The organism is Herbiconiux aconitum, assembly GCF_024979235.1.
In the GTDB taxonomy this organism is placed as follows: domain Bacteria; phylum Actinomycetota; class Actinomycetes; order Actinomycetales; family Microbacteriaceae; genus Herbiconiux; species Herbiconiux aconitum.
Genome location: NZ_JANLCM010000002.1, coordinates 1,559,470 through 1,582,522, shown reverse-complemented (window position 1 = coordinate 1,582,522; position 23,053 = coordinate 1,559,470). Strand labels below are relative to the sequence as shown.

The window sequence follows — 23,053 nt, the reverse complement described above, 5'->3', positions numbered from 1 at the left end:
GTTTCGTCGCGGAATCAACTGATAGTCGCTTATATGTATAAGCGCAAGCGGGGTCGCCGTCGTCCGTATCTCGAGATCCTAGTTGCGCGAGCCGTTGTCTCGTGTTCTACTAATGCGTATCAGTCGCGGATGCGGCAACTCGACGAGGAGGGAACGGCCGTGGGTAGAGCGAAGTCTCCACGCCAGAGCGACATTGCTCGCGCGGCCAACGTCTCCCAGGCCACCGTGTCGATGGTGCTCAATGGCCGGGCGAGCGAGAACGGCATCCCCGAGGCCACGCAGAAGCGCATCAGCGCCGCGCTCGCCGAAGCCGGCTACGTGCCGAACGCGGCCGCACGCTCCCTCCGAGGGGGGCGCAACGGCCTGATCGGGGTGCACACCTTCGAGCGCGTCTTCCCGATCAGTTCCGAGGACTACTACAACGAGTTCCTCAACGGCATCGAAGAGCAAGCGGTCGACGAGGGGCTGGACCTGGTGCTCTTCGCCTCGACGCAGCGCCCCGACGGGTCGCGGTCGATCTACGGCAACGGGTCGAACCGACTCCGGCTGGCCGACGGGGCCATCATGCTGGGGTTCGAGACCAACGACGACGAGCTGGTGCGCCTGGCCGGCGAAGGATACCCCTTCGTGTTCATCGGCCGCCGGGAAGTGTCGGGCACCCCCATCCCTTACGTCACCGCCAACTACCACGCCGCGATGGAACCCGTCGTGCGGTTGCTGACCGAGCACGGGCACCGAGGCGCCGTCTACCTCGGCTCTCCCTTGCGCCGGCCCGCACAGCGCGAACGCCTGGCCGGCATCGAACATTTCGCCGGCGAACAAGGTCTCGAGGTGCGAACGGCTTTCCGCGACCCTGCGGAGATCACCGCCGCCTGGCTCGAAGACCTGATCGCCGACGGCGCGACGGCGATCATCGCCGAGACCTATGACTCGGCTCTGCCTTTGCACGAGGTCGTCAACGCCCTCGGCGTCGACGTTCCGGGCCGGCTCTCGGTCGTGTGCCTGGAATCCGATTCGCTGCACGACGAGAACGGCTCCTGGAGCCGGGTCGGAGTGCCGCGGAAGGAGATGGGGCGCCGGGCGGTGCGCCTCCTGCTCCAGTTGATGGATGGCGCCATCACCGCCGACCACGTGGAAATCGTGGAGTGCGAACCACCCTCGGCGATTTCGATCGGGCCAGCCCCGCTGAAGGCGCCGATCGGGGCTCCGGCAGCAGCGCCGCCACCGGCATTCGCGGACTAGAACCACACCGTACCCCTGCAGAGCACCCGAATCCGCTCTGCGACCACGAAGAACTAATACGAAAAAGGAGATAACATGGGCGTTATCGCTCGCCACAGCTTCCGAGTGGGAGTCGTCGCCGTCGCGGCGGCCGCCGCTCTCGTCCTCAGCGGATGCACGGGCTCCAGCGAAAGCTCGGACGGCTCCGCCGACAACACACTGAAAGTGTGGTTCCCCGGAAACGATCAGAACGAGATCGACCTGGTGACCAAGACGATCGTGCCGGCCTTCGAGAAGGAGACCGGCGCCAAGGTCGAAGTCACCTACGTCGACTGGGGAGACATCTCCACCAAGCTCAACGCGGCCTTCGCAGCGGGAACAGCCCCGGATGTCTTCGGGCACGGCCCGGCGGCGACCGCCGACTTCGTCGCCAACGACCGACTCACACCGCTGACCGACTACGTGGCCGAACTGAGCGACGCCGACCAGCAGGACATGGCGGCCGCCTTGCCCGGCGGTCAGGTCGATGGCGTGCAGTACCTGATGCCCCTCTCCAACCAGGGCAGCCTGATCATGTACAACGCCGACGATTTCCGGGCGGCGGGTCTCGATCCCGACAATCCGCCGACGACCTGGGAAGGTGTCGAGGAAGCGGCCGAGAAGCTGACCGTGCGCGACGGCTCCGGAGAGATCACCCGATCCGGTCTCCTCCTCCCCTCGCAGGCGATCGCTCGACAGCAGAGTTTCGCGACCTTGGCCGCGGGAGCGGGAGGTTCCACCCTCACCGACGACAACACCGCCGCCGCGTGGAATTCGCCCGAAGGCGTGCAGGCCCTGGACTACTTCACAGCTCTGTTCAACGGACCGGATGCCGTGTCCGCGGCACTTGGCCAGGACTACACGAACGCGCCGACCGCCCAGCAGCCCCTCGTTCTCGGAACCGCATCGATGACCATGCTCAGCTCCACCGCGATGGAGAAGATCAAGGCGGCGGAGCCCGACAAGGACCTGCGGGTGCTTCCGCCGGTCGGCTTCGAAGGCAGCGATCCCGCCGCACTGGGCGGGGCGGGCACCGGGCTGATGATCAACGCCGACAGCGAGAACCAGGATCTCGCCTGGACGTTCATCTCCTACTTCCTCGACCCGGAGGTCAGCGCCCAGTACACGCAGGGGATCGGGGCCATCCCGCTCCGCGCCTCCGCCGTCGACACCGATTACGTGAAGAGCGATCCGATCATGCAGGCCTTCCTGAACGCGGCGCCGGACTACATCGCCAACCCGAACGTCGCCGGCTGGGTGCAGGTGCGCGACATCCTCGACAAGAACCTCGAGCAGGCGCTGCACGAGACCGTGCCGTCGAAGGATGCGCTCGATCAGGCGGCCGATGAGGCCGATCCGATCCTGCAGGCGAACGGATAGTCCGGAGCCGCTCCATGACTGCCACCCTCTCCACCTCGGCGGGCGCCACCACTCGGGCGCCCGCCCCACCCCCCGCCAGGCGTCGCCGGCGGCGTTGGAACCGCGTCAGCGTGTTCGGACTCGTCTTCGTGCTTCCGGCGGCGCTCTACATCGTGATCTTCCAGCTCATCCCGGTGCTCTACGGGTTCGTGCTGTCGTTCACGAAGTACAGTCCGCTCAGCCGCAAGGGGCCCGAGGCGGTCGGTCTCGACAACTACGCGGGGCTGCTCAGCAACCCGGACTTCGGCAACGCCCTGTTGGTGACCGGCCGGTACGTGCTCCAGGTACTCCCGCTGACGGTCGTCATCGCCCTCGCGCTCGCCCTGCTGGTCAACCGTCCGTTCCGCGGTGTCGGGTTCTTCCGGTCGGCGCTCTACGTGCCGCACATCGTGTCGCTCACGGCGGTGAGTCTCATCTGGCTCTGGATGTATTCACAGAGCGGCTTGTTCAACGAGATCCTGAACACGATCGGTCTGCCCGACCAGGCGTGGCTGCTCGAACCCGACTCCGCGCTGAACGCGGCTTCCGCCATGCGTATATGGAAGGCCCTCGGCAGCAACATGGTGCTGCTGCTCGCCGGACTCCAATCGATTCCCAAAGAGCTCTACGAGGCGGCGCGCGTGGATGGCGCCGGACGGTGGAACGCGTTCCGGTTCGTCACCATCCCGGGGCTCAAACCGATGCTGGTCTACGTGGTGGCGATGGACATCATCTACCTCGCCCAGGGCTTCGCCGAGATCTACGTGCTCACGAAGGGTGGCCCGCTCGGCAGCACCACCACCGTGAACTACCTGATCTACACGCAGGCGTTCCAGTACAACCAGTTGGGCACCGCATCCGCCATGGCGTTCGTGCTGTTCGCCTTCATCATCGGATTCTCCTTCCTCACCATGCGCTCTCTGATGGGTCGACAGAAATGACCACCTCTCTCGTCAAGCCCGCCCGTCGCCGGCGCGCCCCCGGTTCGAGCCGGATCGGCAGCACCGTGCTCCTCGTCGTTCTCTCGGTGCTGGTGCTCATTCCGTTCCTCTGGATGATCTCGCTGGCGTTCACACCCGAGAACGACGCTTTCGGATCGGTCTCGCTCATTCCGGCGAACCCTACGTTCGAGAACTTCGGCACCGCGTTCATCGATGTCGAACTCGGCCGGGCCCTCGTGAACTCGGCGATCGTCGCGCTGGTCACGGTGGCCACCAACTGTGCCTTCGCGGTGCTGGCCGGCTACGCCTTCGCGATGATGCGGTTCCCGGGCAGCAACGCGCTGTTCTACATCCTCATCTCCACCGCCGCGATCCCGGTGTCGGTGACGCTCATTCCGCTGTTCCTCATGGCGCGCGGCATCCCCCTGGCCGGCGGCAACGACATCCTGGGCCACGGCGGAAGCGGGCTGCTCGACACCCTGGCGGGAGTGGTGCTGCCCTACATCGTGATGCCGTTGAACATCTTTCTCGCTCGGCAGTTCTTCAGCACCGCTCCGACGGAGCTGGCGGAGGCGGCACGGATGGACGGGGCCGGGGAATTCCGGATCTTCGCCCGCGTCTACCTGCCGCTCGCGAAACCGTTGATCGCCGTGATCGCGATCTTCTCGTTCACCGGCGTCTGGGACGACTTCCTCTGGCCCCTCGTCGTGACGAGTTCGCCGGAGACCCAGACGGTGCAGCTGGCGTTGGCGCGCTTCCTCGCCAGTGGCAACGTGCAATACGGCCCGGTGATGGCCGGCGCGGTGATCGCCACGCTGCCGGTGCTGATCGTCTTCCTCTTCAACCAGCGCAGCTTCATCTCGGGTCTCGCCGACGGCAGCGTCAAGGGCTGATCCCGCGATCCATCGATTCTCGTCCGAACATCTCCACCCGCCTTCGAAAGGTTCATCGCTCATGCCCTCACGGGAACTGTCAACACCCCTCGTCGTCGTCGGCGGCGGACTCGGTGGCGTCGCCGCCGCCCTCACCGCGGCCCGGCTCGGACAGCGTGTGGTGCTCACCGAGGAGACGGACTGGCTCGGCGGGCAGCTGACCAGCCAGGGGGTGCCGCCCGACGAGCACCAGTGGATCGACAGTCACCGGATCTCGCCCAGCTACAGCGAGCTCCGTGACCGCATCCGCGATCATTACCGCAACTTCTATCCCCTGACCGACTCCGCCCGCGCGGATGCGTTGCTGAACCCGGGCGCCGGGTTCGTCTCCCGCTTGTGCCACGAGCCGCGGGTCGCCGCGATCGTCATCGAGGAGATGCTCTCGCCCCTGATCGCCGCGGGTCTCGTCACGGTGCTGCGTGAACACCGGCCGATCGCCGTGGTCCGCCACGGCGCGGTGATCGAGGGCGTGCTCTTCCTCAGCCTGCGCACGGGAGACGAGGTGCTGGTGCGCGCGGGTCTCGTCGCGGATGCCACAGAGCTCGGAGACCTGCTCGAACTGGGCGGGCTCGCACACACCGTCGGGGCCGAGTCGGCCGCGACGACCGGCGAACTGCACGCCCCCGAGGTCGCCGATCCGCTGGATCAGCAGGCCGTGACCTGGTGCGCGGCCCTCGAGTTTCGGCCCGGCGAAGACCACACCATCGATCGCCCGGTCGGCTACCAGTACTGGAAGGACACCGTCGCGCCGTTCTGGCCCGGCTCCCAGCTCTCGTGGGACGACATCGAGCCGATTTCGCTCCAGACGCGCACCCGCCCGATGTTCGCGGGCGATCCGGCCCGGGCAGCCGAGAGCGAGGACCGTGACCTCTGGCACTACCGCCGTGTTCTCGCGCGCGCGAACATGGAGCCGGGATGGCCGGGCGGTGACGTGACCCTGATGAACTGGCCACAGGCCGACTACTGGAACCTCCCTCTCCTCGGCGTGCCCGCCGAACAGGCCGATCAGGCCCTGGCGGGCGCCCGCGACCTCACCCTGAGCCTCGTGCACTGGATGCAGACCGAGGCGCCGCGAAGCGACGGCGGAGCCGGCTACCCCGAGCTGCGGCCCCGGGGCGACGTGATGGGAACGACGGACGGCCTGGCGAAGGCGGTCTACGTGCGCGAATCGCGACGCATCCACGCGCTCTTCACGGTGACCGAAGCGCACATCGGGCGCGACATGCGAGGCGACGAAGCCGGGTCGGAGATCTTCGCCGACAGCGTCGGCATCGGCTACTACCGCATCGACCTGCACCCGAGCACCTCGGGTCGCAGCTACGTCGACATCGACTGTTTCCCGTTCCAGATCCCGCTCGGCGCCCTCATCCCCGCCGACGCCGACAACCTCCTCGCGTCGAACAAGAACATCGGAACGACTCACATCACGAACGGCGCCTACCGGTTGCACCCGGTCGAGTGGTCGATCGGCGAAGCGGTCGGAGCGCTGGCCGCCTATACGCAGTCGACGGCTACCTCACCGGCGCAGGTGCGGGCGGATGCACGCCACCTCGAGGCCTATCAGCACCTGCTCTCCGAGACGCTCGGCGTCGCCCTCGGGTGGGAGGACGACATCCGCATCCGCGGCTCGCGATCCGAGCCCGTCGCGATCTCCCGCAGCTGAGAACCGGTTCCGTCAGGGCAGCAGGTCGGCGCGGTGGATGAGTCCGGCCGCGCCGATCAGCGGACCCTCGTCGGAGAGCGCTGACGGCAGGATCTGCACCCCGTCGATCGTGTCGAGCGGGGCCACGTCGGCGATGGATTCGCGGATGAGGTCGAAGAGGTCGGGTGTGACGCGCGAGAACCCGCCGCCGATCGCCACCGCCTCGAGGTCGATCAGCGCGCAGACCGAGGCGATGCCCTCGCCCACCGCGCGGGCGCAACGGCGCACGGCGGCGACCGCGATCGGGTCGTTCGCCCGGTAGCTCGCGGCGAGGTCTTCACCCGTGTCGCCCCGCCAGCCCTGCTCCTTCGCCCAGCCGACGATGCGGGGTCCGGCGGCGATGCCCTCGAGAGTGATCGAGAGGTCGCGACCGCCCCCGTCGTGGGTGTGCAACTGGATCTGGCCGACGTGGCCGGCGTTGCCCGTGCGGCCTCCGACGAGGCGCCCCTCGACCAGGAGACCGCCGCCGATTCCGGTGGAGATCACCATGCCCATGGCGGTGCGGAAGCCCTGCAGAGCGCCCGCCCAGTGCTCGGCGAGCAGGATGCAGAGACCGTCGAGGCGGAGCACCGGATCGGCGATGCCGGACTGCTCCGACACCAGGGCGGCGAGCGGGAAGCCGCGCCAGACCGGGAGGTTCAGCGGGGAGACGGTGCCGTGACCGATGGAGATGGGCCCGGCGCTGCCGACGCCGGCGCCGAGGATGCGGGCGCCGGGGGGAGCGGAGGCGAGCGTCTCGTCGATGACCCGGCGCACGGCATCCGCGATGCCCTCTGCCGTGTTGTCGGCTCCGGTGGGGGCGCGGTGGCGGGTGCCGTCGACGATTCGCGCCTGGTCGTCGACCAGGGCGGCCTCGACCTTCGTGCCGCCGACGTCGATGGCCAAGGCCAGGGGGCGGTCGGCGACCGCGGTGCCGGCCGGGGTGGTTGCAGGAGCGGCGTCGTTCAGGAGCACCGTCCTATTTCACACCATCGGACGGGTCAGTTCGCGCCATTCGCCTGAAAGAGGGGAGCGCACCAGGCAGGGGAGGTTGCCATGATCTCGGCCGTGCGTGCGTCGGCATCGGTGTCGTCGCTGTTCGCCCAGTCTTCGAACACGCCCACCGAGCCTCCGGCGATGTACGCTGCGGCGGTCGCGGCGTCGACATCGGTGGCGATGCCGCGACGCTGCCAGACCGACACCGAGTCGGATGCGCGACGCAGCAGACGCTGGAACAGCTCGCGGCGGAAACCGGCGTCGACCCGGGTGCCGAACATCATGCGATAGGCCGCGCGGTGCTCACGGATGTGGATCAGCTCGCGGCGCACGGACTCCGCATAGGCCGCCGTGATGGCCTCGGGTGAGGAGTCGTCGACGTTCGTCGTGTCGTCGGCCACGCTCGCCAGGTCGTCGAGCTCGCGGGCGAAGGCGTCGGCGGCGAAGGCGTAGATGTCGGCGAAATGGCCGTAGAACGTGGTGCGGTGCACACCCGCCGTGCGGCACAACTCCGAGATGCTGATCTCTGTCAGGTCGTGGTCGCGCAGCAGGTCGAAGAGGGCGGTAGTGAGGGCCTCGTGCGTTCTGGCCGCTCGCGGCTCGCTCAGATTCACGGATGCGCCCTGACGTCGGGACGGGGCTGAGGGCACAGCGGCTGACTGGGGCATGGTCAATTATGTACCGACGAACACCGGAAGATGATGAGTTTGGGAGTGTGAGTCCCAAACTATGCGGGAAGCCGTGCGGAGTCTGCGGCGTCAGCGGAGTGGTCGAGGAAGCGCTATCATGGACAAGTTGTCCGGAGCACCTTCGGGGGTCTCGGCAACATGCCACGGGCTGTGGCGCAGCTTGGTAGCGCACTTGACTGGGGGTCAAGGGGTCGCAGGTTCAAATCCTGTCAGCCCGACGGAAAAGCCCTGATGAGAATTGATTTCCATCAGGGCTTCGTCATGCGCCGAGCGACCAGTGCGAACTTGCGGATGCGGCCGGACGACATCCAGTCCCGCCACAGTCGGTGCGACTCGAGAAGACCGTCGGTGAACGAGGTGCCGAGCGCCGCTGCGATGCGGTCGCGGTGCGCCGTGAACTGCGCCAGCAAGGCGGTGACCACTTGGAGTTGCGTTGCGGTGTCGTCCTGGATCGACACCGTGCTGAGTCCGACGTCGGCCAGCGTCTTCGTGAACTCCGCCAGCGGCACGGGCCACACCGTCTCGGCCGCCGGCATCACCGCGCTTTCCGCGGGTGTCAAGGGCATCCCCGCTTCCAGGGTGCAGGCGAACCGGCCGCCGGGGTCGAGCGCCGCAGCGACCGCCGCAGCGAGTGCACGCTTGTCGTGAAATGCCAGCACGGTCTCCAGCAGCAGCACGACGTCGAAGGTGCCGGCAGGGAGCGGCGGCACGGAGCCCACGGAATACGTGCACGGCAGCCCGGTGGCGAGTTCCCGCGCCAGGGCGACGGCCTCCGCATCCGCGTCGACACCGCTGTACGTACAGCCGAAGGTGCGCACGACGAGTCTGCCGGGGCCGCCGATGCCGCAGCACACGTCCAACACTCGGGTGTCGGCGTCGATGCCGGCGTTGCGGGCGAGCGCGAGCACGGCGTCGGCCGTCATGAAGCTCTCCTGCCCGACGAACTGGCCGGGCAGGTAGGCGGCCACGCGCGCATCGTGCAGCGCGGCGTCGATGTCGGCGCGTCGGCTCATCTTCATGCACCCCCTCGCGGCAGCGACAGGACACCAGTATCGCGCATCCCCTGTCGTGCGCCGCAGGGGATGCGCGCCCGAACACGGGGAGGTTTGAACCGGGCGCGCTCGCGATTCGTGTAACTCACTGAAGGGGTGTGTGCGCGACAGGAAGCATCCGGAACCCATCGACCGAAAGCCGAGCCAATGACAATCAGAACCGAGAGCCGCATCATCGTCGCCGGAGAGGTCAGCGACGTCTGGGACTACCTGTGCGACGTCGCACGCTGGCCGGAGTGGGCTCCGACCGTGCTCGAATGCCGCATCCGCGGCGGCGGTGCGCTGCGGCCCGGCGCAACGGTGGAGCAGCGGGCCAAGGACATGGGGTGGAATCACAGCCGGAGCGAGCAGGTGACCGAGGTCGACGCGCCGAACTCCATGGCGTTCGTCGGCACGATGGGAACATCCGAAGCGCGCTGGGGGATGGAATTCGGCCCGGCCGGCGAAGGGCGCACCGACACGATGATGTGGGTCGAGGTCGACCCCGTCACCATCATGCGCGCCCTTCCCCGCCGCATGCTGCGAGACCGGATACAGCGCGTGAGCGACATCGAGATGGCGGGGATCAAGGCCGCGGTCGAGTCCGACGTGCAGGCAGGCGCGGGGTCGAAGTGAGTCAGGCGGACCGAACCCGGGAGCGCCTGATCGAGGTCTACCGCAAGAAGGCCAAGCGCTACGATCTCACCTCCCGGCTCTACCCGGCACCCGGCTACCCGCAGCGGGCGCAGCGTACCCGTGCCGTGCAGTCTCTCGGCCTCCGCGCGGGAGACACAGTGGTCGACATGGCTTGTGGCACGGGCCTGAACTTTCAGCTGGTCGAGGCGGCGATCGGTCCGACCGGCCGGATCGTGGGAGTCGATCTGACCGATGCGATGCTCGCCCGCGCCGGAGAGCGGGTCGCGGCGAACGGCTGGAGCAACGTGACCCTCGTGCAGGCCGACGCGGCCGAGTTCGCCTTTCCGGCGGAGGTCGACGCGATCCTGTCCACCTACGCCCTGACGCAGGTTCCCGAGTGCGGGCAGGTCATCGCGCACGGCGCCGCGGCCCTCTCCGGCGGCGGTCGCTGGGCCGTGCTCGATCTCAAGATCCCCGACCTGACCCCTCGGTGGCTCTCGAGGCTCGGAGGCGCGACGGTGCGGGGTTCCGCCTCTCTCGATGAATGGATCGCCCGCCGTCCGTGGGAGACCATCCGGGCCGCGACGCGGGAACGACTGGTCGATCCCTCCTGGACCGAACTGTGTTTCGGTACCGCGTTCCTCGCCGCCGGATCCGCACGATCCTGACTCTTCCCGCACGGTCTTCTGTGCGTTCTGTACGCGCTCGCGTGCGGTCGCTACTATGGCGGGACTTCGTGTCTCATCAGGAGGTCTCGATGAGTGTGACAGACGACGCCTTGCTCCGCGTTGTGCACGACGAGCACGCCCGGCCGCTCTGGCGGTACGTCATGAGCCTGACGCACGACGCCTCCCTCGCAGACGACATCGTGCAGGAGACCTTGCTCCGCGCCTGGCGAAAACCGGCGGTGCTCGACCAGAGCGAGTTGTCGGCCCGGGGGTGGCTGTTCACGGTGGCGCGCAACCTCGTGATCGATGAGCGGCGCTCCGCCCACACCCGGCACGAGTTCGCGATCGACGAGCTTCCGGAGCCGGCCGCGGTCACGTCCGATGTCACGGACGCCATCCTCGACCGCTGGCTCGTGGCCGAGGCGCTGGCCTCGCTCTCGCTCGAGCACCGGTCGGTCGTCGTGCACGCCTACTACGGTGGCCGGTCGATCGTCGAGATCGCGGCGGAACTGCATATTCCCGAAGGCACCGTGAAGTCGCGGCTGCACTATGGCCTGCGCGCGCTGCGGCTGGCGTTGCAGGAGGCAGGGGTCATGCGCTGAAGGCCGCGAGGAATCGGTCGCGGAACGCGTCCATCGGCCAGATCGGTGCGTCGGATGCCGGAAGCATGCCGTCGTGCCACTGCCATCCCTCGATCGACTGGAAGACGGTCGGATCTTTCGAGATGATGCTGATCGGCACGTCCCGGCTGGCGTCTTGTCCGCTCACGATCGGGGCCGGCTGATGGTCGCCGAGCACCACGAGCACGAGGTCGGGGTCGTTCGAGTTGTGCAGAAACGAGAACATCGCCCCGAGCGAGTACTGGATGGACTCGGCGTACGCCTGCCGCACCTGCTCCGGGTCTTGCCAGACGACGCTCGCCGGCTTTCCCTCGGCCGCCTGAGGGATGTACACGGCGCTGTCGCCGGCCTCAGACCACGGCACGAGTTGCGGTAGCGGCGCCCACGGGGTGTGGGAGGAGACGAGGTCGATCTCGGCCATGACCGGCTGATGGGGTGCGGCGAGCTCGTGGTCGGCGAAGAACTTCCACGTGTACTGGTCGGGGATCTGCGCATACCCGAAGGTCGGACCGTGATAGCCGACGTTGTCCGCGTCGTAGAGGGCGTCGTATCCGTAGAAGGACGTGCCGTACGGCCAGGGCTGCGTGTTCGAGGGCGAGTCGCTGACGGTTCGCCATCCGGCACTGCTGAACGCCTCGCTCAGCGCGAACCGGTCGCTCTGCATCACCGCGTCGTAGATCGATTGCTTGTCGATCCACAGCCCCGTCTGAAGGGTCGAATGTGCGAACCAGCTGATGCCCCCGAAGGTCGGCGAGGTGAGGAACGCGCTCTGGGACGAGTAGCCGTCTGCGGTGAGCTGGGCTTCTCCGTCGCGCAGCACCTGATGGATCCCTCCCGAGAGACTTGAATTCTGCAGTGCCACCTGGCCGTAACTCTCGATGAAGGCGAAGATGACGTCTTTGCCCCGCAACGCGGTCAGCAGCTCCGAGCTCGGGGTGTCGCGGTAGGGGTCGGTCGCGATCTCGCGCGGCAGATCTGCGAGGGCGCTGAGCCCTTCGGCGGCGCGGGACGTCGCCGCCGTGATCGCCCCGACCGAGGCGGAGGCGGCGGTCGGTTGCCCCGGCACCAGCCGTGCGCCCAGCAGCGCGGTCACGATCCAGACGATGGCCACGGTCGAGGCCACCGTCGTGCTGCGCGTGCGACCGGCTCGGATGGCGACGCTCACCCGAAGTGCGGCCCAGGTGAGCGCGACCGCCAGTATCACGATGGCGATCGCAAGCACCACGATGACGGTCGTTGCGGCGACCGACCCGATGGAATCCTCGACGACGCCGAACGCCTCGCGGAGCCGCTGCCACTCGAGCGGGTCGAAGTGGATGTCGAGTGTGGACTCGAAGCCGGCGTCGATCCCGGCGAGCACCGATGCCAGAACGATCAGAAGGCCGAAAGTCGCCGCGACGGCGACACGCGCGGGGCGCCAGGGCATCAGTGCCAGCAGCAGGACCACGACGATCGACTCCCACGGCAGCCGGGCGAAGCCCGCCGGAGTGCCGTCGGCGATGACCCCGGGCAGAAGCGGCGCCGCCGTCAGGATCAGTATGGCCACGACCAGCGAGACCGATTGAACCGTTTTCGCTCTTCCCTCGTGTCTCCGACAGACGGTCTCCGCGGGTGGAGGCTCGATAGGGAAGCAGGCAGGCGAATGACTGGAAGAGTTTCGGGCGTCGAGTGGGTCATGCGCATCCTCAGCGCCATCCTTCTTCTCGCGATCGGAGGAATTCATCTGTATCTGGTTCCGTATGGTGCCGGGAGCGTGCTCGGCGTGCTGTTCACCCTCAACGGCATCGGAGGCATCGTGCTGGCAATCGCCGTGCTGGCGCTGCGCGGCAGGCTCCTGCAGCTCGCCGTCATCCTCGCGCTGCTCTTCGCGCTCGCGAGTCTGCTCTCGCTCCTGTCAGCGCTCACCGTGGGACTTTTCGGCATCACCGAGGTGTGGAGCTTCCCCCTCGTACCCCAGACGGTCGTGGTCGACGCCATCGCCGTGGTCGTGCTCGCCGTCACCACGTGGGCGGTCTTCCGCAGGCGGCGGACCGCCTGATCGGCGAGCCGCCAGCCACAGCACGTCGCGCCCGAACGACTCGACGAGCAAGGCCAAGGCGATTCCGACGGCCACTGCCGCGACGACGGTGGGGACCAGACCGGATGCCGCGAGCGTCAGGGCGATTCCCTGGACAGCGGTCACCACCTTGCGCCAGTACCGGTAGGGGAGCCGGCTGCTGAGCCAGGGAAGCACCCACCCGGCGACCAGGAAGACATACCTCATCAGACCGATCGCAAGCACCCACCATCCCAGAGTCTCGGCGACGAACGAGCTGAGCGCGAGAATGAGGAACGCGTCGACCTCCCCGTCGAAGCGGGCGCCGAGTTGCGTCTTCGTGTCGGTGCGACGGGCCACCCACCCGTCCACGGCGTCCAGCGCGAGGGCCGGGATGGTCAGGCCGACGAGCAGTGCCGTCGGGATCGGCCCGACGAACGACGAGGCGACCAGTCCGGTGACGATTCCGACCATCGCCGACCGCGTCGCGGTGATGGCATTCGCCCAGCCGAATCGTGCGGTGCGCTGGCGCCGCAACGCCGTGAGCAGGAGCGCCGTTGAGATCACCTGGTACGCCAAGGCGACCACCCAGCCGATCGCGGGCAGGTTCGACCCCGCCCAGATCGCCCCCACACTTGCCGCACCGAGGACGAGCAGTCCGATCGGGGCGATCAGCACGGTGCTCGTCGTCGACAGCAGGTGTCTCTGTCGCGGAGCGCTGTTACGGAGCATACTCATTGACACGAAGCACGCACGCCGATTCGTTCAATCGAGGAGGATTGCAGTTGCCTGAGGCCATCGCGTTCTGGATCGACGAGCCGGGTGTCGGTGTGCTGCGCCGGCAGCCGGTCGATGGTGTCGGCGATGGCGACGTGCTCGTGCGCACCCGCTTCACCGGGATCAGCCGCGGCACCGAGTCATCCGTGTTCCGCGGCCGCGTGCCGCTGAGCGAGCAGCACCGGATGCGCGCTCCGTTCCAGGAGGGCGATTTTCCCGGTCCGGTCAAATACGGCTACTTGAACGTCGGCGTCGTCGAGCAGGGACCGACCGCGCTGCTCGGGCGCACCGTGTTCACCCTGTTCCCCCATCAATCGACCTTCGTGGTGCCGGCCGATGCGGTGGTCGCCGTGCCGCCTGGCGTGCCCGCCCGTCGCGGCGTGCTCGCCGGCGCGGTCGAAACCGCTGTGAATGTGCTCTGGGACGCCGCCCCCCTCGTCGGCGACCGGGTCACGATCGTGGGCGCCGGCATGATCGGCTGCGCCATTGCCCGGGTGATCCGCGGCATCCCTGGGCTCGACGTGCTGCTCGTCGACGTCGACGCCTCGCGTGGCGAAATCGCCGACCGACTCGGTGTCCGATTCGCCGAACCGGGTGAAGCGCCCGGTGATCGCGATCTGGTGATCCATACGAGCGGCTCGGCGGCCGGGCTGCAGGTCGCCCTCGAGTCGGCCGTGACCGACGGCGAGGTGATCGAGGCCAGCTGGTACGGCGACCAGCCCGTGAGCGTCATGCTCGGAGCCGACTTCCACTCGCGGCGACTGGCCATCCGATCGAGTCAGGTGAGCGCCGTGGCCCTGCGCCGACGGGGCACGCGCACGACGCGCGACCGGCTGCAGTTCGCGCTCGACCTGCTGCACGACGAGACCTTCGATGTGCTCCTCACCGGCCATTCCTCGTGGCGCGACCTTCCGGAGGTGATGGCGGCGCTCGCGGCCGGGCCGAGCGCCGAGCTCTGCCACACCATCGATTGGGAGGACGCGGTATGACCTTCACCGTCACCGTGCGAGACCACATCATGATCGCCCACAGTTTCTCCGGCGAGGCGTTCGGCCCGGCGCAGCGCCTGCACGGTGCGACCTTCGTCGTCGACGCATCCTTCCGCACGACCGAGCTGGATGCCGACGGGGTGGTGATCGACATCGGGCACGCGGCCGAGGTGCTCAAGGAGATCACGGGTTCGCTGACGTACCGGAATCTCGACGACGAACCGGAATTCGCCGGGCTGAACACCACGACGGAACGGCTGTGCCAGGTGATCGCCGACCGCCTCGCCGAGCGCGCGGCCGATGGCCGGCTCGGGTCGTCGGGTCGCCGGCTGTCGGCGATCACGGTCACCCTCCACGAATCGCACATCGCCTGGGCGAGTTACGAGAAGATGCTGTGACCGGGATGTCGGGCGCAACCGTGCATTTCGTCGTGCCGAACGGCATCGACGACGCGGAGCGCGTCAGCGGCGGCAACGTCTACGACCAGCGCCTCCGGGAAGCGCTGCGCGGTCAGGGTTGGGACGTGCGGTCGGTGGAGGTTTCCGGACGACGACCCGCCGACGTGGCACAGACCATCTCCGGCATCCCGAGTGCCTCGCTCGTACTGATCGACGGATTGCTCGCCGTGGCGGCGTCGGCCGTCGTGGCCGCGCACTCGAAGCGTCTCCGGATGGTCGTGCTGGCTCACATGGTCGCCAGCGCCATGCCGGGGATCGGAGACGACGGGGAGACAGCCCGGCGAGAGTGCGAGGCCCTAGGCGCTGCGCGTCGGGTGATCACGACGAGCGAGTGGACCCGGAGCGAGCTCACGGCGCGCGCACTCGCCCACCCTGATCGGATCGTGGTGGCTCGACCCGGCACCGACGCCGTGGCGACAGCGACCGGGTCCCTGTCGGGCGGGAGCCTGCTGTGCGTGGGCGCCGTCGCGGCCCACAAGGGACAGGATCTGCTCGTCGCCGCGCTGGCAGGCCTGTCGGACGTGCCCGGCTGGACCTGCTCGATCATCGGTTCGTTGCAGGCCGATCCGGATTTCGCGCTCCGGACGGCGACAGCGGTCGGAGCCGCGCGACTCACGGATCGGGTCGCGCTCACGGGCGTTCTCACCGGACAGCGTCTCGAGGACGCCTACGCGACAGCCGACCTGGTCGTCGCGCCGTCGCGGGTGGAGAGCTACGGGATGGTCGTCGCCGAGGCGCTCGCTCACGGCATCCCGGTCGTGGCCGCACGCGTCGGCGGGATTCCGGAGGCCATTGCCGACAGCCGGGCCGGCGTGCTCATTCCGGCGAATGACCCGCACGCTTTGCAGCTGGTGCTGCGGCACTGGTGGGAGCACTCGGGCCGGCGTGCGGGGCTCAAGGCGGAGGCGTTGCGTTCGCGCGGCGCGGCGCGCAGCTGGAACGAGACCGCAGCGATCGTCACGACCGCGCTGCGCAGCGCACTCGGTGCCGGATCGGCCGGGCGGTACGCCGCCGAGTCGGAACGGCAGTGCGCCGGATGAACGAGATCATCGAGGTCAGCAGCGACTGGCTGGCGTTGCGCGAGGGTGAGGACGCCCGCGCCCGATCGCGTGAGCTCGCCCTCGCGGCCGCCGGCGCGCTCGGTCGGGGCGCGACCGTCGTGCACGACCTCGGCAGCGGGACGGGATCGATGATGCGGTGGCTGGCGCCGATCCTGCCCGGACCGCAGACCTGGGTGCTGCACGACTGGAACCCCGCGCTCACCGCCCGCGCGACCGCCGGCTCGGCTCCGCTCGACCGCGAAGGACGAGCGGTCACGATCCGCACGCGCGGTGGGGAGCTCGCGGATCTCAGAGCCGCCGATCTCGACGGCGCCTCGCTCGTGACCGCGTCGGCCCTGCTCGACGTGTTGACATCGGAGGAGGTCCACGCCGTCGTCCAGGCCTCGGTCACCGTGGGGTGCCCCGTGCTGCTGAGCCTCAGCGTGACCGGTGACGTCCGTCTCGATCCGCCCGATCCTCGCGACGACGTCGTGATGGAGGCCTTCAACGCCCACCAGAGGCGGCTCGCGAACGAGCGCCGGCTTCTGGGGCCGCACGGCGCCGCCGTCGTGCGAGAGCTGTTCCTCGAGGCCGGGTGGAGCGTTCGGACCATCGACACCTTCTGGCACTTGAGTGCGCGCGATCCTCTCCTCCTCGAACAGTGGTTCGACGGATGGCTCGGTGCGGCGCTCGAACACCGCGCCGATCTTCGGACCGACGAGGTGGTCTATCGCGAACGGCGTTCGGCGCAGCAGCGCAGCGGTGCGCTTTCCGCCGTCGTGGGGCACGTCGATCTGCTGGCGTGGCCGTGATGACTGGGCGAAAGGAACGATCGTGACCGACGGACCCTACGTGATCCTCAGTGCCGCGGTCTCCATCGACGGCTATCTCGACACCCCTGCTCCGCCTCGCCTCATCCTCTCGAACGCGGCGGATCTCGACCGGGTCGACGAGGTGCGGGCGCGCTGCGACGCGATCATGGTCGGAGCGCGCACCGTGCGCTTCGACAACCCGAGACTGATGGTGCGGAGCGAGGAGCGGCGCGTCCGGCGCGAGGCCGAGGGGCGGTCGTCCTCGCCCTGGAAGGTGACCGTGACGGCGAGTGGCGACCTCGATCCGCGGTCGTCGTTCTTCACCGAAGGGGAATCGCAGAAGCTGGTCTACTGCCCGCGGTCGGAATCCCGGCGCATCCGTCATCTGCTCGGTGGTCTCGCGACCGTCGTCGAGCTGGGGGAGGAGGTGACCGTCGCCGATCTCCTCGACGAGCTGCACGATCGGGGCGTGCGCACGCTCCTGGTCGAGGGCGGAGGCATCGTGCTCACCCAGTTCCTCGCGGCCGATCTCGCCGACGAGCTCCAGCTGGCCGTCGCGCCCCTGTTCGTGGGCGATCGGCGAGCACCTCGATTGATCGGTGACGGAGCGTTCTTGTGGACATCCGAGCGCCGCGCGACCCTCGCCGAAAGTCGTCAGATCGGTGACATGGTCATGCTGCGATATCTGCTTCGGCCCCCGAGGTACGACTAGGGGCTTCACGGATGCTCGCCCGCAGCCGTGCTGCAAGGGTGGAATTCCACGGGTGGCCACCGGAAGGAAGGCGAGGCGGATGCCGAGAGCTCTCGCAAGAATCATCGGTCGAGATCGTGAGCTGGACCGGCTGAACGAGTTCGTGCAGTCGATTCAGCAGACCGGGTCTTCGCTCGTTCTCGTCGGAGTGGCCGGGATCGGCAAGAGCTCGCTCGTGCACAGCGCTGCGGAGCTCGCCGGTGGCGCAGGCCTCACGGTGCTTGCCACCGCGGGTCTCGCGTCGGAACGAGAGATCCCGTTCGCGGCGCTGGAACGACTGCTGCACCCGGCCCTCTGCCACCTCTCCGAATTGCCTGACCCGCACCGGACAGTGCTCTCCTCCGCCCTGGGGTTGGAGGCCGGCGCGCCCGCGCAATCGCAGCCGCTGTTCGACGCGGTTCTGGCATTGGTGGAGCGCGCAGCGGCGGAGGCGCCCGTGCTTGTCGTCGTGGACGATCTCGACCTGGTGGACGAGTCGACGGCAGCGGTCGTCGCCCACCTCTGCGGCGGTCTGAGCGCGATGCGTGTCGGCGTGCTCGGGTCGGCGCGAAACCGGACCGAATGGGGCGAGGGAACAGCGCATCTGCTCGTCGACCGCCTTGCTCACTCCGACGCGGACCGCCTGCTGAGAACGGTGGAGCCGAGCATGCCGTCGTTCGCCCGGGCAGCGCTTCTCGATCACGCGGCCGGAAACCCGCTGGCCATTCTCGAGGCCGTGGCGCCGACGAGGGGCGTGCCCCACTTCCGCGCTCAGATCGACGCCCTGAGCCCGCGAACGCGTGAGGCACTTCTGCTGATGGCGTTGAGCAAGAGCCCGGCAGGGGGTTCCCTGGCGCTCGCCGACGTCACCATCGAAGATCTCGTGCCCGCGGAGGCGGTCGGATTGATCGCCTTCGACGCCGACGGTGCGATCGCGAGCTTCTCGCACCCTTTGATCCGCGGCGCCATCGTCGACCGCGCGAGTTTTGCCGAGCGGCAGGCTGCACATCTCGCGCTCGCCTCTCGCTCCTCGATCGGCCTCGAAGAGGAGGCCTTCCATCGTGCGGAGGCCGCCGTCGACCCGGATGAAGCCACCGCCTCGTTGTTGGAGCGTGCTGCCCGGTCCGCCGTCGAACGGGGTGCCACGAGCAGCGCGGCCTACGCTCTGACGCGCGCCGCGCAGGTGAGCCCGGTGGCGAGCGAGAGCCGCCGTCGGCTGGCTCACGCTGCCTACCTCGCGAGCGACTCGGCGGCCGATGACGTCATCGAACTTCATGCACTGAGCGGCATCGGTCTGGTGGGGGCAGACTCCGGATCGATGCACGCCGCGGTGGCTGCAGCCTTCCACCAGCTCGAGAGCGGATCGGACAGCCAGGTGGTTTGCCGGGCTGTGAAGGAGGCGATCCAGACCGCCCCCCACGGCTGGAATGCTGCCGACACCGAGTTGCGGGATGCGATGAACTCCTGGATGCTGCTGTGCTGGTTGGTGGGACGGGAAGAGGAGTGGCGAGAGTATCGTGCCGCTGTGGCCCAGCTCAGGCCGCACACACCGGAGCTCGCGTCCGGCATCTTCTTCGACGTGCAGTCGATCGGGCTGCCCGCCGTGTCGGAACTGATCGAGGCAGGGCGACACGGCGAATCACGCATGGCCTACATCCGCTCGCTCGCGTCGATGGCGCTCTACCACTTCGGAACCGGACAGTGGGGGGAAGCGGAACGGCTCGTCGAGGAGGGGATGAGCGTCGCCCGTGATGTGCCGGCCGACCCGGTCGTGGGCATCCTGCACTATGTCGCGGCGCTGCTCAGCGCGACCTCGGGACAGGTGCAGAAAGCGGTCGATTCGATCGATGCCCTCAACCGGTTGGCGACCCGGCTCGGTGCGCTCGGGCTCGCACGCTTCGGATACCACGCGCACGTGCTGACGGCGGTGGCCCAAGGCGACTGGGAGAGCGCCTATCGCCACGCGATCAGCATCAATGCGCCCGGTGGGTTTCCGGACTACGTGCCGCACGCGCGTTGGGTCGCCTACGACCTGGTCGAAGCGGCACTTCGCACCGGGCGGATCGACGAGGCCCGTATCCACGCCGCCGCCATGGTCGAAACCGGACTCCCGGCGATCTCGCCTCGCCTCGCTCTGTTGACCCACGCCGCGGCCGGACTGACGAGTGAGGAGGGCTGGCACGAGTGCTTCGAGCGGGCGCTTTCGGTCTCGCAGGCCGACGAGTGGGCATTCGATTACGCGCGAGTCCAACTCGAGTTCGGCTCGCGTCTGCGTCGCGAGCGCCAAGCGGGCGCCGCCCACGAGCTCCTGCGTGCGGCGATGACGGCATTCGACACGGTGGGTGCGGAGCCCTGGGCCCGGCGGACGCATCAGGAACTGCGCGCCCTGGGAGATCGCGCAACGGCGACCACCCCTCGGAACACCCTGACCGCGCAGGAACTGGCCATCGCGGAACTCGCGGCGGAGGGCTTCAGCAACAAGCAGATCGGCGCGCGGATGTTCTTGTCGGCGCGCACCGTCAGCGGGCATCTGTACCGTGTCTTCCCGAAGCTGGGCATCGGCACCAGGTCGGCTCTCCGAGACGCTCTGGGGCCGCGGAGCCTGGAGCCCGCTCAGCCCGTGATCCGTCTCGCCAGCTGACCTCTCGACGTCACGTCCAACTTGAGGAACACCTTGTGCAGGTGGTACTCGATCGTCCGTGCGCTCAGAAAGAGCCGTGTGGCGATCTCGGGGTTGGACAGCCCCTCGGACACCAGCTGCGCGATCTGCTCTTCCTGCGGGGTCATTCCCCGGTCGGTGGATCGCCGCCGGGCGACGGCAGCACCAGTGGCCCGCAGTTCTCGGGACGCCCGGGTCGCGAACGCGTCGGCGCCGAATTCGGAGAACGCGTCGAAGGCCAGGCGCAGCTGAACCCGCGCGTCGCTCGTGCGGGACTCCCGGCGCAGCCATTCGCCGTAAGCGAGGCGTGAGCGAGCAACCTCAGCGAGCACTCCCGCCGACGTCAATCTGTCGATCGAATCAGCGAAGGCCCGTTCGGCTGCGTGACCTGTGTCGAGCAAGGCCCGAGCCCTCGCGGCGACTCCGAGGCCCCAGTCCGTGCCGGCGAGACTCGTCGATTCGATCAAGCCCTGTTCGGCGAGTTCCGCCTCCTCGCGTCGCCCGGTGCGTACCCCCGCCTCGACGAGCTCTATCAGCGCCCAGACGCTGCCGGAATCGAGCGGGCTGCGTAAGGCTGCCGCACGCAGAGCAGCACCACGCGCTTCGTCGTGACGACCGAGGCTGTTCGCCAGTAACGCGTGGGCCCAGTTCATGACCCCGACGCCCGCGCCTTCGCCGCGCTCCTCCGCAGCGGTCAAGTGGGAGTCGATCAGGCCGAGCAGGGTCGCTTCATCCCCGCTCCACGCCGCCGTGGCGATTTCGGCATAGGGAGCGGATTGAAGGCCGGTGGCCTCGGACACGGTCGCGATCTCCGCGCGAATGGCCGATGAGGCGCCGAGCTGACCGCTGAACAGCACCTGGCCGTTGCGCGAGACCAGGGCTGTCGGCAGCTCGCTGTGGGAGCCGAGATCGCGCGCGAGGGCGATGTGCATCTTCGATATGGTGTCCCACATCTCGAGATCCCACAGGCTGGCAGCGGTCACGCCGGCGACCCACAGGCCGTGCAGAGCGCTCGAGTCCGACGGAGGATCGCTTGCGACGGCAGCCAATGCCCGCGACACTTCCCGTGCTCCTGACGGCGAGGCGTCGAGCACGAAGCCGGCGAGAACATCGAGAAGCCGGTCGAGGGGTTTCGGTTCGATCCCCGACTCCGGCATGGAGCGGACATACCGGGCAACCTCTCGGACATCCCCTCCCGGTGCCGCGAGACGTGAGGAGAACAAGGCCGCACTGAACGCCTCGAGGTAGGTGCTGCGCGAGAGCGTCAGATCGAAGGGCTCGAGGGACTTCGCGGCGCGGAGCAGCTCGGGAACGACCCCACTGCTGCGACTCAGCGCGAACGAGATCTGCGCCTCCGCGAGCTCTGCCGTCAGCCGGGTCGGTTCGTCAGCCGAGCCCGCTTTGGCCGCGCGCACCAGCGAGAGGGCACGGTCGTATTCACCGTTCAGCAACTCAGCCCCCGCGGCCTCGAGCGATCTTCTCGAACGGATGGCCGGGTCGACCGTGAAGGTGATCGCCTCCCGCAGAAAGGCGGCAGCGGCAGCGGGGGCGCCGCGAGCGAGCGACCGGCGGGAGGCCTGCTCGAGTTCATCGGCCAGCCCTTCGTCGGGGCCCACCCGCGCCCGCGATGCATGCCAGGCATGGCGATCGGGATCGCCGACCCGATCGGTCATGTCGGCGAGCACGCCGTGAACGGCGCGCCTGTCCTCGTCGGGCGCCGCGCGGTAGACCGCAGATCGCGCCAGAGGATGCCGGAACGCCACCTCCTCGCCGGGCAGGCACAAGCCTGTACGGACAGCAGCCGAGAACGCCGAGCGGTTCACGCCGAGCTGCGCGGCCGCTCGCCAGACGATTTCGGCATCGCCGAAGGGTTCGGCGGCCGCGATGAGAACGATCAGACGCGAGCTCGGCGGGAGCTGCTCGTAGCGCTTGGCGAACGTCGATTCCACCTCGCCGGCGAGGCCCCCGCCAGCCGAGAACAAGAGTCCGCTCTCGAGCTCCGCTCGGGTCCACGCACGGGGGAGCTCCATGATCGCGAGCGGATTCCCCTGCGTTTCGGAGATGATGCGAACTCGGGCCCGCTCCTCGAGTTGCCCCGGCACGACGGAGGCCAGCAGCTCTGCGGCGTCCGCCGTGCCGAGCCCCTCCACCGTGAGTTCGGGAAGTTCGCGGAGCGCCGGGTCTCCCAGACCGGTGCGGGCGACGAACACGAGGCCCACGGACTCGTGTGCCACTCGACGAGCGACGAACGCCAGAGCCCGCGCAGACGCCTTGTCGAGCCAGTGCGCGTCGTCCACCACGCAGATCAGCGGCATCTCCTCAGCCTCGAGCGCCAGAAGACCCAACGCGGCCAGAGCAACGAGGAATCGATCCGGGGCGACGCCGACCCGGGTGCCGAAGGCGATGCCGAGGGCGTGCTGCTGGGGCTCCGGCAGGCGATCGGAATGGCGCAGCAACGGCGCACACAGTTGATGGAGGCCCGCATAGGCGAGCTCGGACTCGGACTCGACACCCGCGATCTTCAGCTGCCGGATTCCCGACTCGCCCTGGAGAACCCGCGTGACGAGAGCGGTCTTCCCGACGCCCGCTTCGCCCCGGATGACGAGCGCCACGCTTCGACCGGCCCGGACCTCATCGCACAGGCGCACGAGCACCTGCACCTCGGCCGATCTTCCGACGAACACGGGTTCATGGTATCCAG

General features: G+C 68.5%; 20 protein-coding genes, 1 tRNA gene and 1 pseudogene. 16 read left to right on the top strand and 6 right to left on the bottom strand.

Features of this window, described 5'->3' with window-relative positions; genetic code table 11:
* The first annotated feature begins 129 nt into the window (after positions 1 to 129).
* From N1027_RS18965 to N1027_RS18945, 5 genes are all read left to right on the top strand, one after another.
* Complete coding sequence (locus N1027_RS18965) at positions 130 to 1,242, top strand: LacI family DNA-binding transcriptional regulator (protein ID WP_259510212.1); 1,113 nt, start codon at positions 130 to 132, stop codon at positions 1,240 to 1,242.
* Positions 1,243 to 1,317: 75 nt separating this feature from the next.
* Entirely contained in the window at positions 1,318 to 2,640 is a 1,323-nt protein-coding gene (locus N1027_RS18960) for an ABC transporter substrate-binding protein (protein ID WP_259510209.1), read from the top strand.
* Between the two features lie 14 nt (positions 2,641 to 2,654).
* A complete protein-coding gene (locus N1027_RS18955) occupies positions 2,655 to 3,599 on the top strand; it encodes a carbohydrate ABC transporter permease (protein WP_259510201.1) in 945 nt (314 codons plus the stop codon).
* Positions 3,596 to 4,492, top strand: coding sequence for a carbohydrate ABC transporter permease (locus tag N1027_RS18950; protein WP_259510198.1), 897 nt, complete (start codon positions 3,596 to 3,598; stop codon positions 4,490 to 4,492). Before N1027_RS18955 ends, N1027_RS18950 begins: the two co-directional genes overlap by 4 nt.
* A gap of 61 nt (positions 4,493 to 4,553) precedes the next feature.
* The gene (locus tag N1027_RS18945) at positions 4,554 to 6,194 is read left to right on the top strand and encodes an FAD-dependent oxidoreductase (protein ID WP_259510196.1); all 1,641 of its coding nucleotides are present in this window, start codon (positions 4,554 to 4,556) and stop codon (positions 6,192 to 6,194) included.
* A gap of 12 nt (positions 6,195 to 6,206) precedes the next feature.
* Here N1027_RS18945 and N1027_RS18940 read toward each other — a convergent pair whose 3' ends face one another.
* Both N1027_RS18940 and N1027_RS18935 read right to left on the bottom strand, forming a co-directional pair.
* Entirely contained in the window at positions 6,207 to 7,187 is a 981-nt protein-coding gene (locus N1027_RS18940; RefSeq protein ID WP_259510194.1) for an ROK family protein, read from the bottom strand.
* A gap of 26 nt (positions 7,188 to 7,213) precedes the next feature.
* A complete protein-coding gene (locus N1027_RS18935; protein ID WP_259510192.1) occupies positions 7,214 to 7,876 on the bottom strand; it encodes a TetR/AcrR family transcriptional regulator in 663 nt (220 codons plus the stop codon).
* Between the two features lie 165 nt (positions 7,877 to 8,041).
* Here N1027_RS18935 and N1027_RS18930 point away from each other — a divergent pair.
* Positions 8,042 to 8,115 (top strand) — tRNA-Pro (locus N1027_RS18930).
* A gap of 30 nt (positions 8,116 to 8,145) precedes the next feature.
* Here N1027_RS18930 and N1027_RS18925 read toward each other — a convergent pair.
* Positions 8,146 to 8,916: a class I SAM-dependent methyltransferase gene (locus tag N1027_RS18925; protein WP_259510190.1), complete on the bottom strand. Its 771-nt coding sequence runs from the start codon at positions 8,914 to 8,916 to the stop codon at positions 8,146 to 8,148.
* Between the two features lie 180 nt (positions 8,917 to 9,096).
* Between N1027_RS18925 and N1027_RS18920 the strand changes: the two genes are divergently transcribed.
* The 3 genes from N1027_RS18920 (at position 9,097) to N1027_RS18910 (ending at position 10,834) form a co-directional block, all read left to right on the top strand.
* On the top strand, positions 9,097 to 9,564 hold the full coding sequence (locus tag N1027_RS18920) for an SRPBCC family protein (RefSeq protein ID WP_259510188.1): 468 nt from the start codon (positions 9,097 to 9,099) through the stop codon (positions 9,562 to 9,564).
* Entirely contained in the window at positions 9,561 to 10,232 is a 672-nt protein-coding gene (locus N1027_RS18915) for a class I SAM-dependent methyltransferase (RefSeq protein WP_259510186.1), read from the top strand. The genes N1027_RS18920 and N1027_RS18915 overlap by 4 nt, the downstream gene beginning before the upstream one ends.
* Before the next feature lie 89 nt (positions 10,233 to 10,321).
* The gene (locus N1027_RS18910) at positions 10,322 to 10,834 is read left to right on the top strand and encodes a sigma-70 family RNA polymerase sigma factor (protein WP_259510183.1); all 513 of its coding nucleotides are present in this window, start codon (positions 10,322 to 10,324) and stop codon (positions 10,832 to 10,834) included.
* Here the strand turns inward: N1027_RS18910 and N1027_RS18905 are convergent.
* Positions 10,824 to 12,398: an LTA synthase family protein gene (locus tag N1027_RS18905; protein WP_259510176.1), complete on the bottom strand. Its 1,575-nt coding sequence runs from the start codon at positions 12,396 to 12,398 to the stop codon at positions 10,824 to 10,826. The genes N1027_RS18910 and N1027_RS18905 overlap by 11 nt on opposite strands.
* A 96-nt stretch (positions 12,399 to 12,494) precedes the next feature.
* On the opposite strand from N1027_RS18905, the gene N1027_RS18900 reads away from it, so the two are divergent.
* On the top strand, positions 12,495 to 12,890 hold the full coding sequence (locus N1027_RS18900; protein WP_259510174.1) for a hypothetical protein: 396 nt from the start codon (positions 12,495 to 12,497) through the stop codon (positions 12,888 to 12,890).
* Positions 12,891 to 12,962: 72 nt separating this feature from the next.
* Here N1027_RS18900 and N1027_RS20205 read toward each other — a convergent pair.
* Positions 12,963 to 13,619 (bottom strand): annotated as a pseudogene (locus N1027_RS20205) (CDP-alcohol phosphatidyltransferase family protein); the annotation flags it as partial.
* Positions 13,620 to 13,672: 53 nt separating this feature from the next.
* Between N1027_RS20205 and N1027_RS18890 the strand changes: the two are divergent.
* From N1027_RS18890 to N1027_RS18865, 6 genes are all read left to right on the top strand, one after another.
* Positions 13,673 to 14,653: a zinc-dependent alcohol dehydrogenase gene (locus N1027_RS18890; RefSeq protein ID WP_259510172.1), complete on the top strand. Its 981-nt coding sequence runs from the start codon at positions 13,673 to 13,675 to the stop codon at positions 14,651 to 14,653.
* Positions 14,650 to 15,051 carry a 6-pyruvoyl trahydropterin synthase family protein gene (locus N1027_RS18885; protein WP_259510170.1) on the top strand — a complete coding sequence of 134 codons (402 nt, stop codon included), beginning with the start codon at positions 14,650 to 14,652 and terminating at the stop codon, positions 15,049 to 15,051. The genes N1027_RS18890 and N1027_RS18885 overlap by 4 nt, the downstream gene beginning before the upstream one ends.
* 5 nt (positions 15,052 to 15,056) lie before the next feature.
* Entirely contained in the window at positions 15,057 to 16,151 is a 1,095-nt protein-coding gene (locus tag N1027_RS18880; protein WP_284439259.1) for a glycosyltransferase family 4 protein, read from the top strand.
* Positions 16,148 to 16,963, top strand: a complete 816-nt coding sequence (locus N1027_RS18875; protein ID WP_259510168.1) for a small ribosomal subunit Rsm22 family protein — start codon at positions 16,148 to 16,150, stop codon at positions 16,961 to 16,963. Before N1027_RS18880 ends, N1027_RS18875 begins: the two co-directional genes overlap by 4 nt.
* 22 nt (positions 16,964 to 16,985) lie before the next feature.
* Positions 16,986 to 17,675: a RibD family protein gene (locus N1027_RS18870; RefSeq protein ID WP_259510159.1), complete on the top strand. Its 690-nt coding sequence runs from the start codon at positions 16,986 to 16,988 to the stop codon at positions 17,673 to 17,675.
* 79 nt (positions 17,676 to 17,754) lie between these two features.
* Positions 17,755 to 20,334, top strand: coding sequence for an AAA family ATPase (locus N1027_RS18865; RefSeq protein ID WP_259510152.1), 2,580 nt, complete (start codon positions 17,755 to 17,757; stop codon positions 20,332 to 20,334).
* Here the strand turns inward: N1027_RS18865 and N1027_RS20200 are convergent.
* A complete protein-coding gene (locus N1027_RS20200) occupies positions 20,307 to 23,036 on the bottom strand; it encodes an ATP-binding protein (protein WP_259510150.1) in 2,730 nt (909 codons plus the stop codon). The genes N1027_RS18865 and N1027_RS20200 overlap by 28 nt on opposite strands.
* Positions 23,037 to 23,053 lie beyond the last annotated feature (17 nt).

Bases quoted from the DNA above. Each gene is read 5' to 3' on its own strand.
- N1027_RS18965 (WP_259510212.1), top strand. From the start codon at position 130: ATGCGGCAACTCGACGAGGAGGGAACGGCCGTGGGTAGAGCGAAGTCT.
- N1027_RS18960 (WP_259510209.1), top strand. From the start codon at position 1,318: ATGGGCGTTATCGCTCGCCACAGCTTCCGAGTGGGAGTCGTCGCCGTC.
- N1027_RS18955 (WP_259510201.1), top strand. From the start codon at position 2,655: ATGACTGCCACCCTCTCCACCTCGGCGGGCGCCACCACTCGGGCGCCC.
- N1027_RS18950 (WP_259510198.1), top strand. From the start codon at position 3,596: ATGACCACCTCTCTCGTCAAGCCCGCCCGTCGCCGGCGCGCCCCCGGT.
- N1027_RS18945 (WP_259510196.1), top strand. From the start codon at position 4,554: ATGCCCTCACGGGAACTGTCAACACCCCTCGTCGTCGTCGGCGGCGGA.
- N1027_RS18935 (WP_259510192.1), bottom strand. From the start codon at position 7,876: ATGCCCCAGTCAGCCGCTGTGCCCTCAGCCCCGTCCCGACGTCAGGGC.
- N1027_RS18925 (WP_259510190.1), bottom strand. From the start codon at position 8,916: ATGAAGATGAGCCGACGCGCCGACATCGACGCCGCGCTGCACGATGCG.
- N1027_RS18920 (WP_259510188.1), top strand. From the start codon at position 9,097: ATGACAATCAGAACCGAGAGCCGCATCATCGTCGCCGGAGAGGTCAGC.
- N1027_RS18910 (WP_259510183.1), top strand. From the start codon at position 10,322: ATGAGTGTGACAGACGACGCCTTGCTCCGCGTTGTGCACGACGAGCAC.
- N1027_RS18900 (WP_259510174.1), top strand. From the start codon at position 12,495: ATGACTGGAAGAGTTTCGGGCGTCGAGTGGGTCATGCGCATCCTCAGC.
- N1027_RS18885 (WP_259510170.1), top strand. From the start codon at position 14,650: ATGACCTTCACCGTCACCGTGCGAGACCACATCATGATCGCCCACAGT.
- N1027_RS18880 (WP_284439259.1), top strand. From the start codon at position 15,057: ATGTCGGGCGCAACCGTGCATTTCGTCGTGCCGAACGGCATCGACGAC.
- N1027_RS18875 (WP_259510168.1), top strand. From the start codon at position 16,148: ATGAACGAGATCATCGAGGTCAGCAGCGACTGGCTGGCGTTGCGCGAG.
- N1027_RS18865 (WP_259510152.1), top strand. From the start codon at position 17,755: ATGCCGAGAGCTCTCGCAAGAATCATCGGTCGAGATCGTGAGCTGGAC.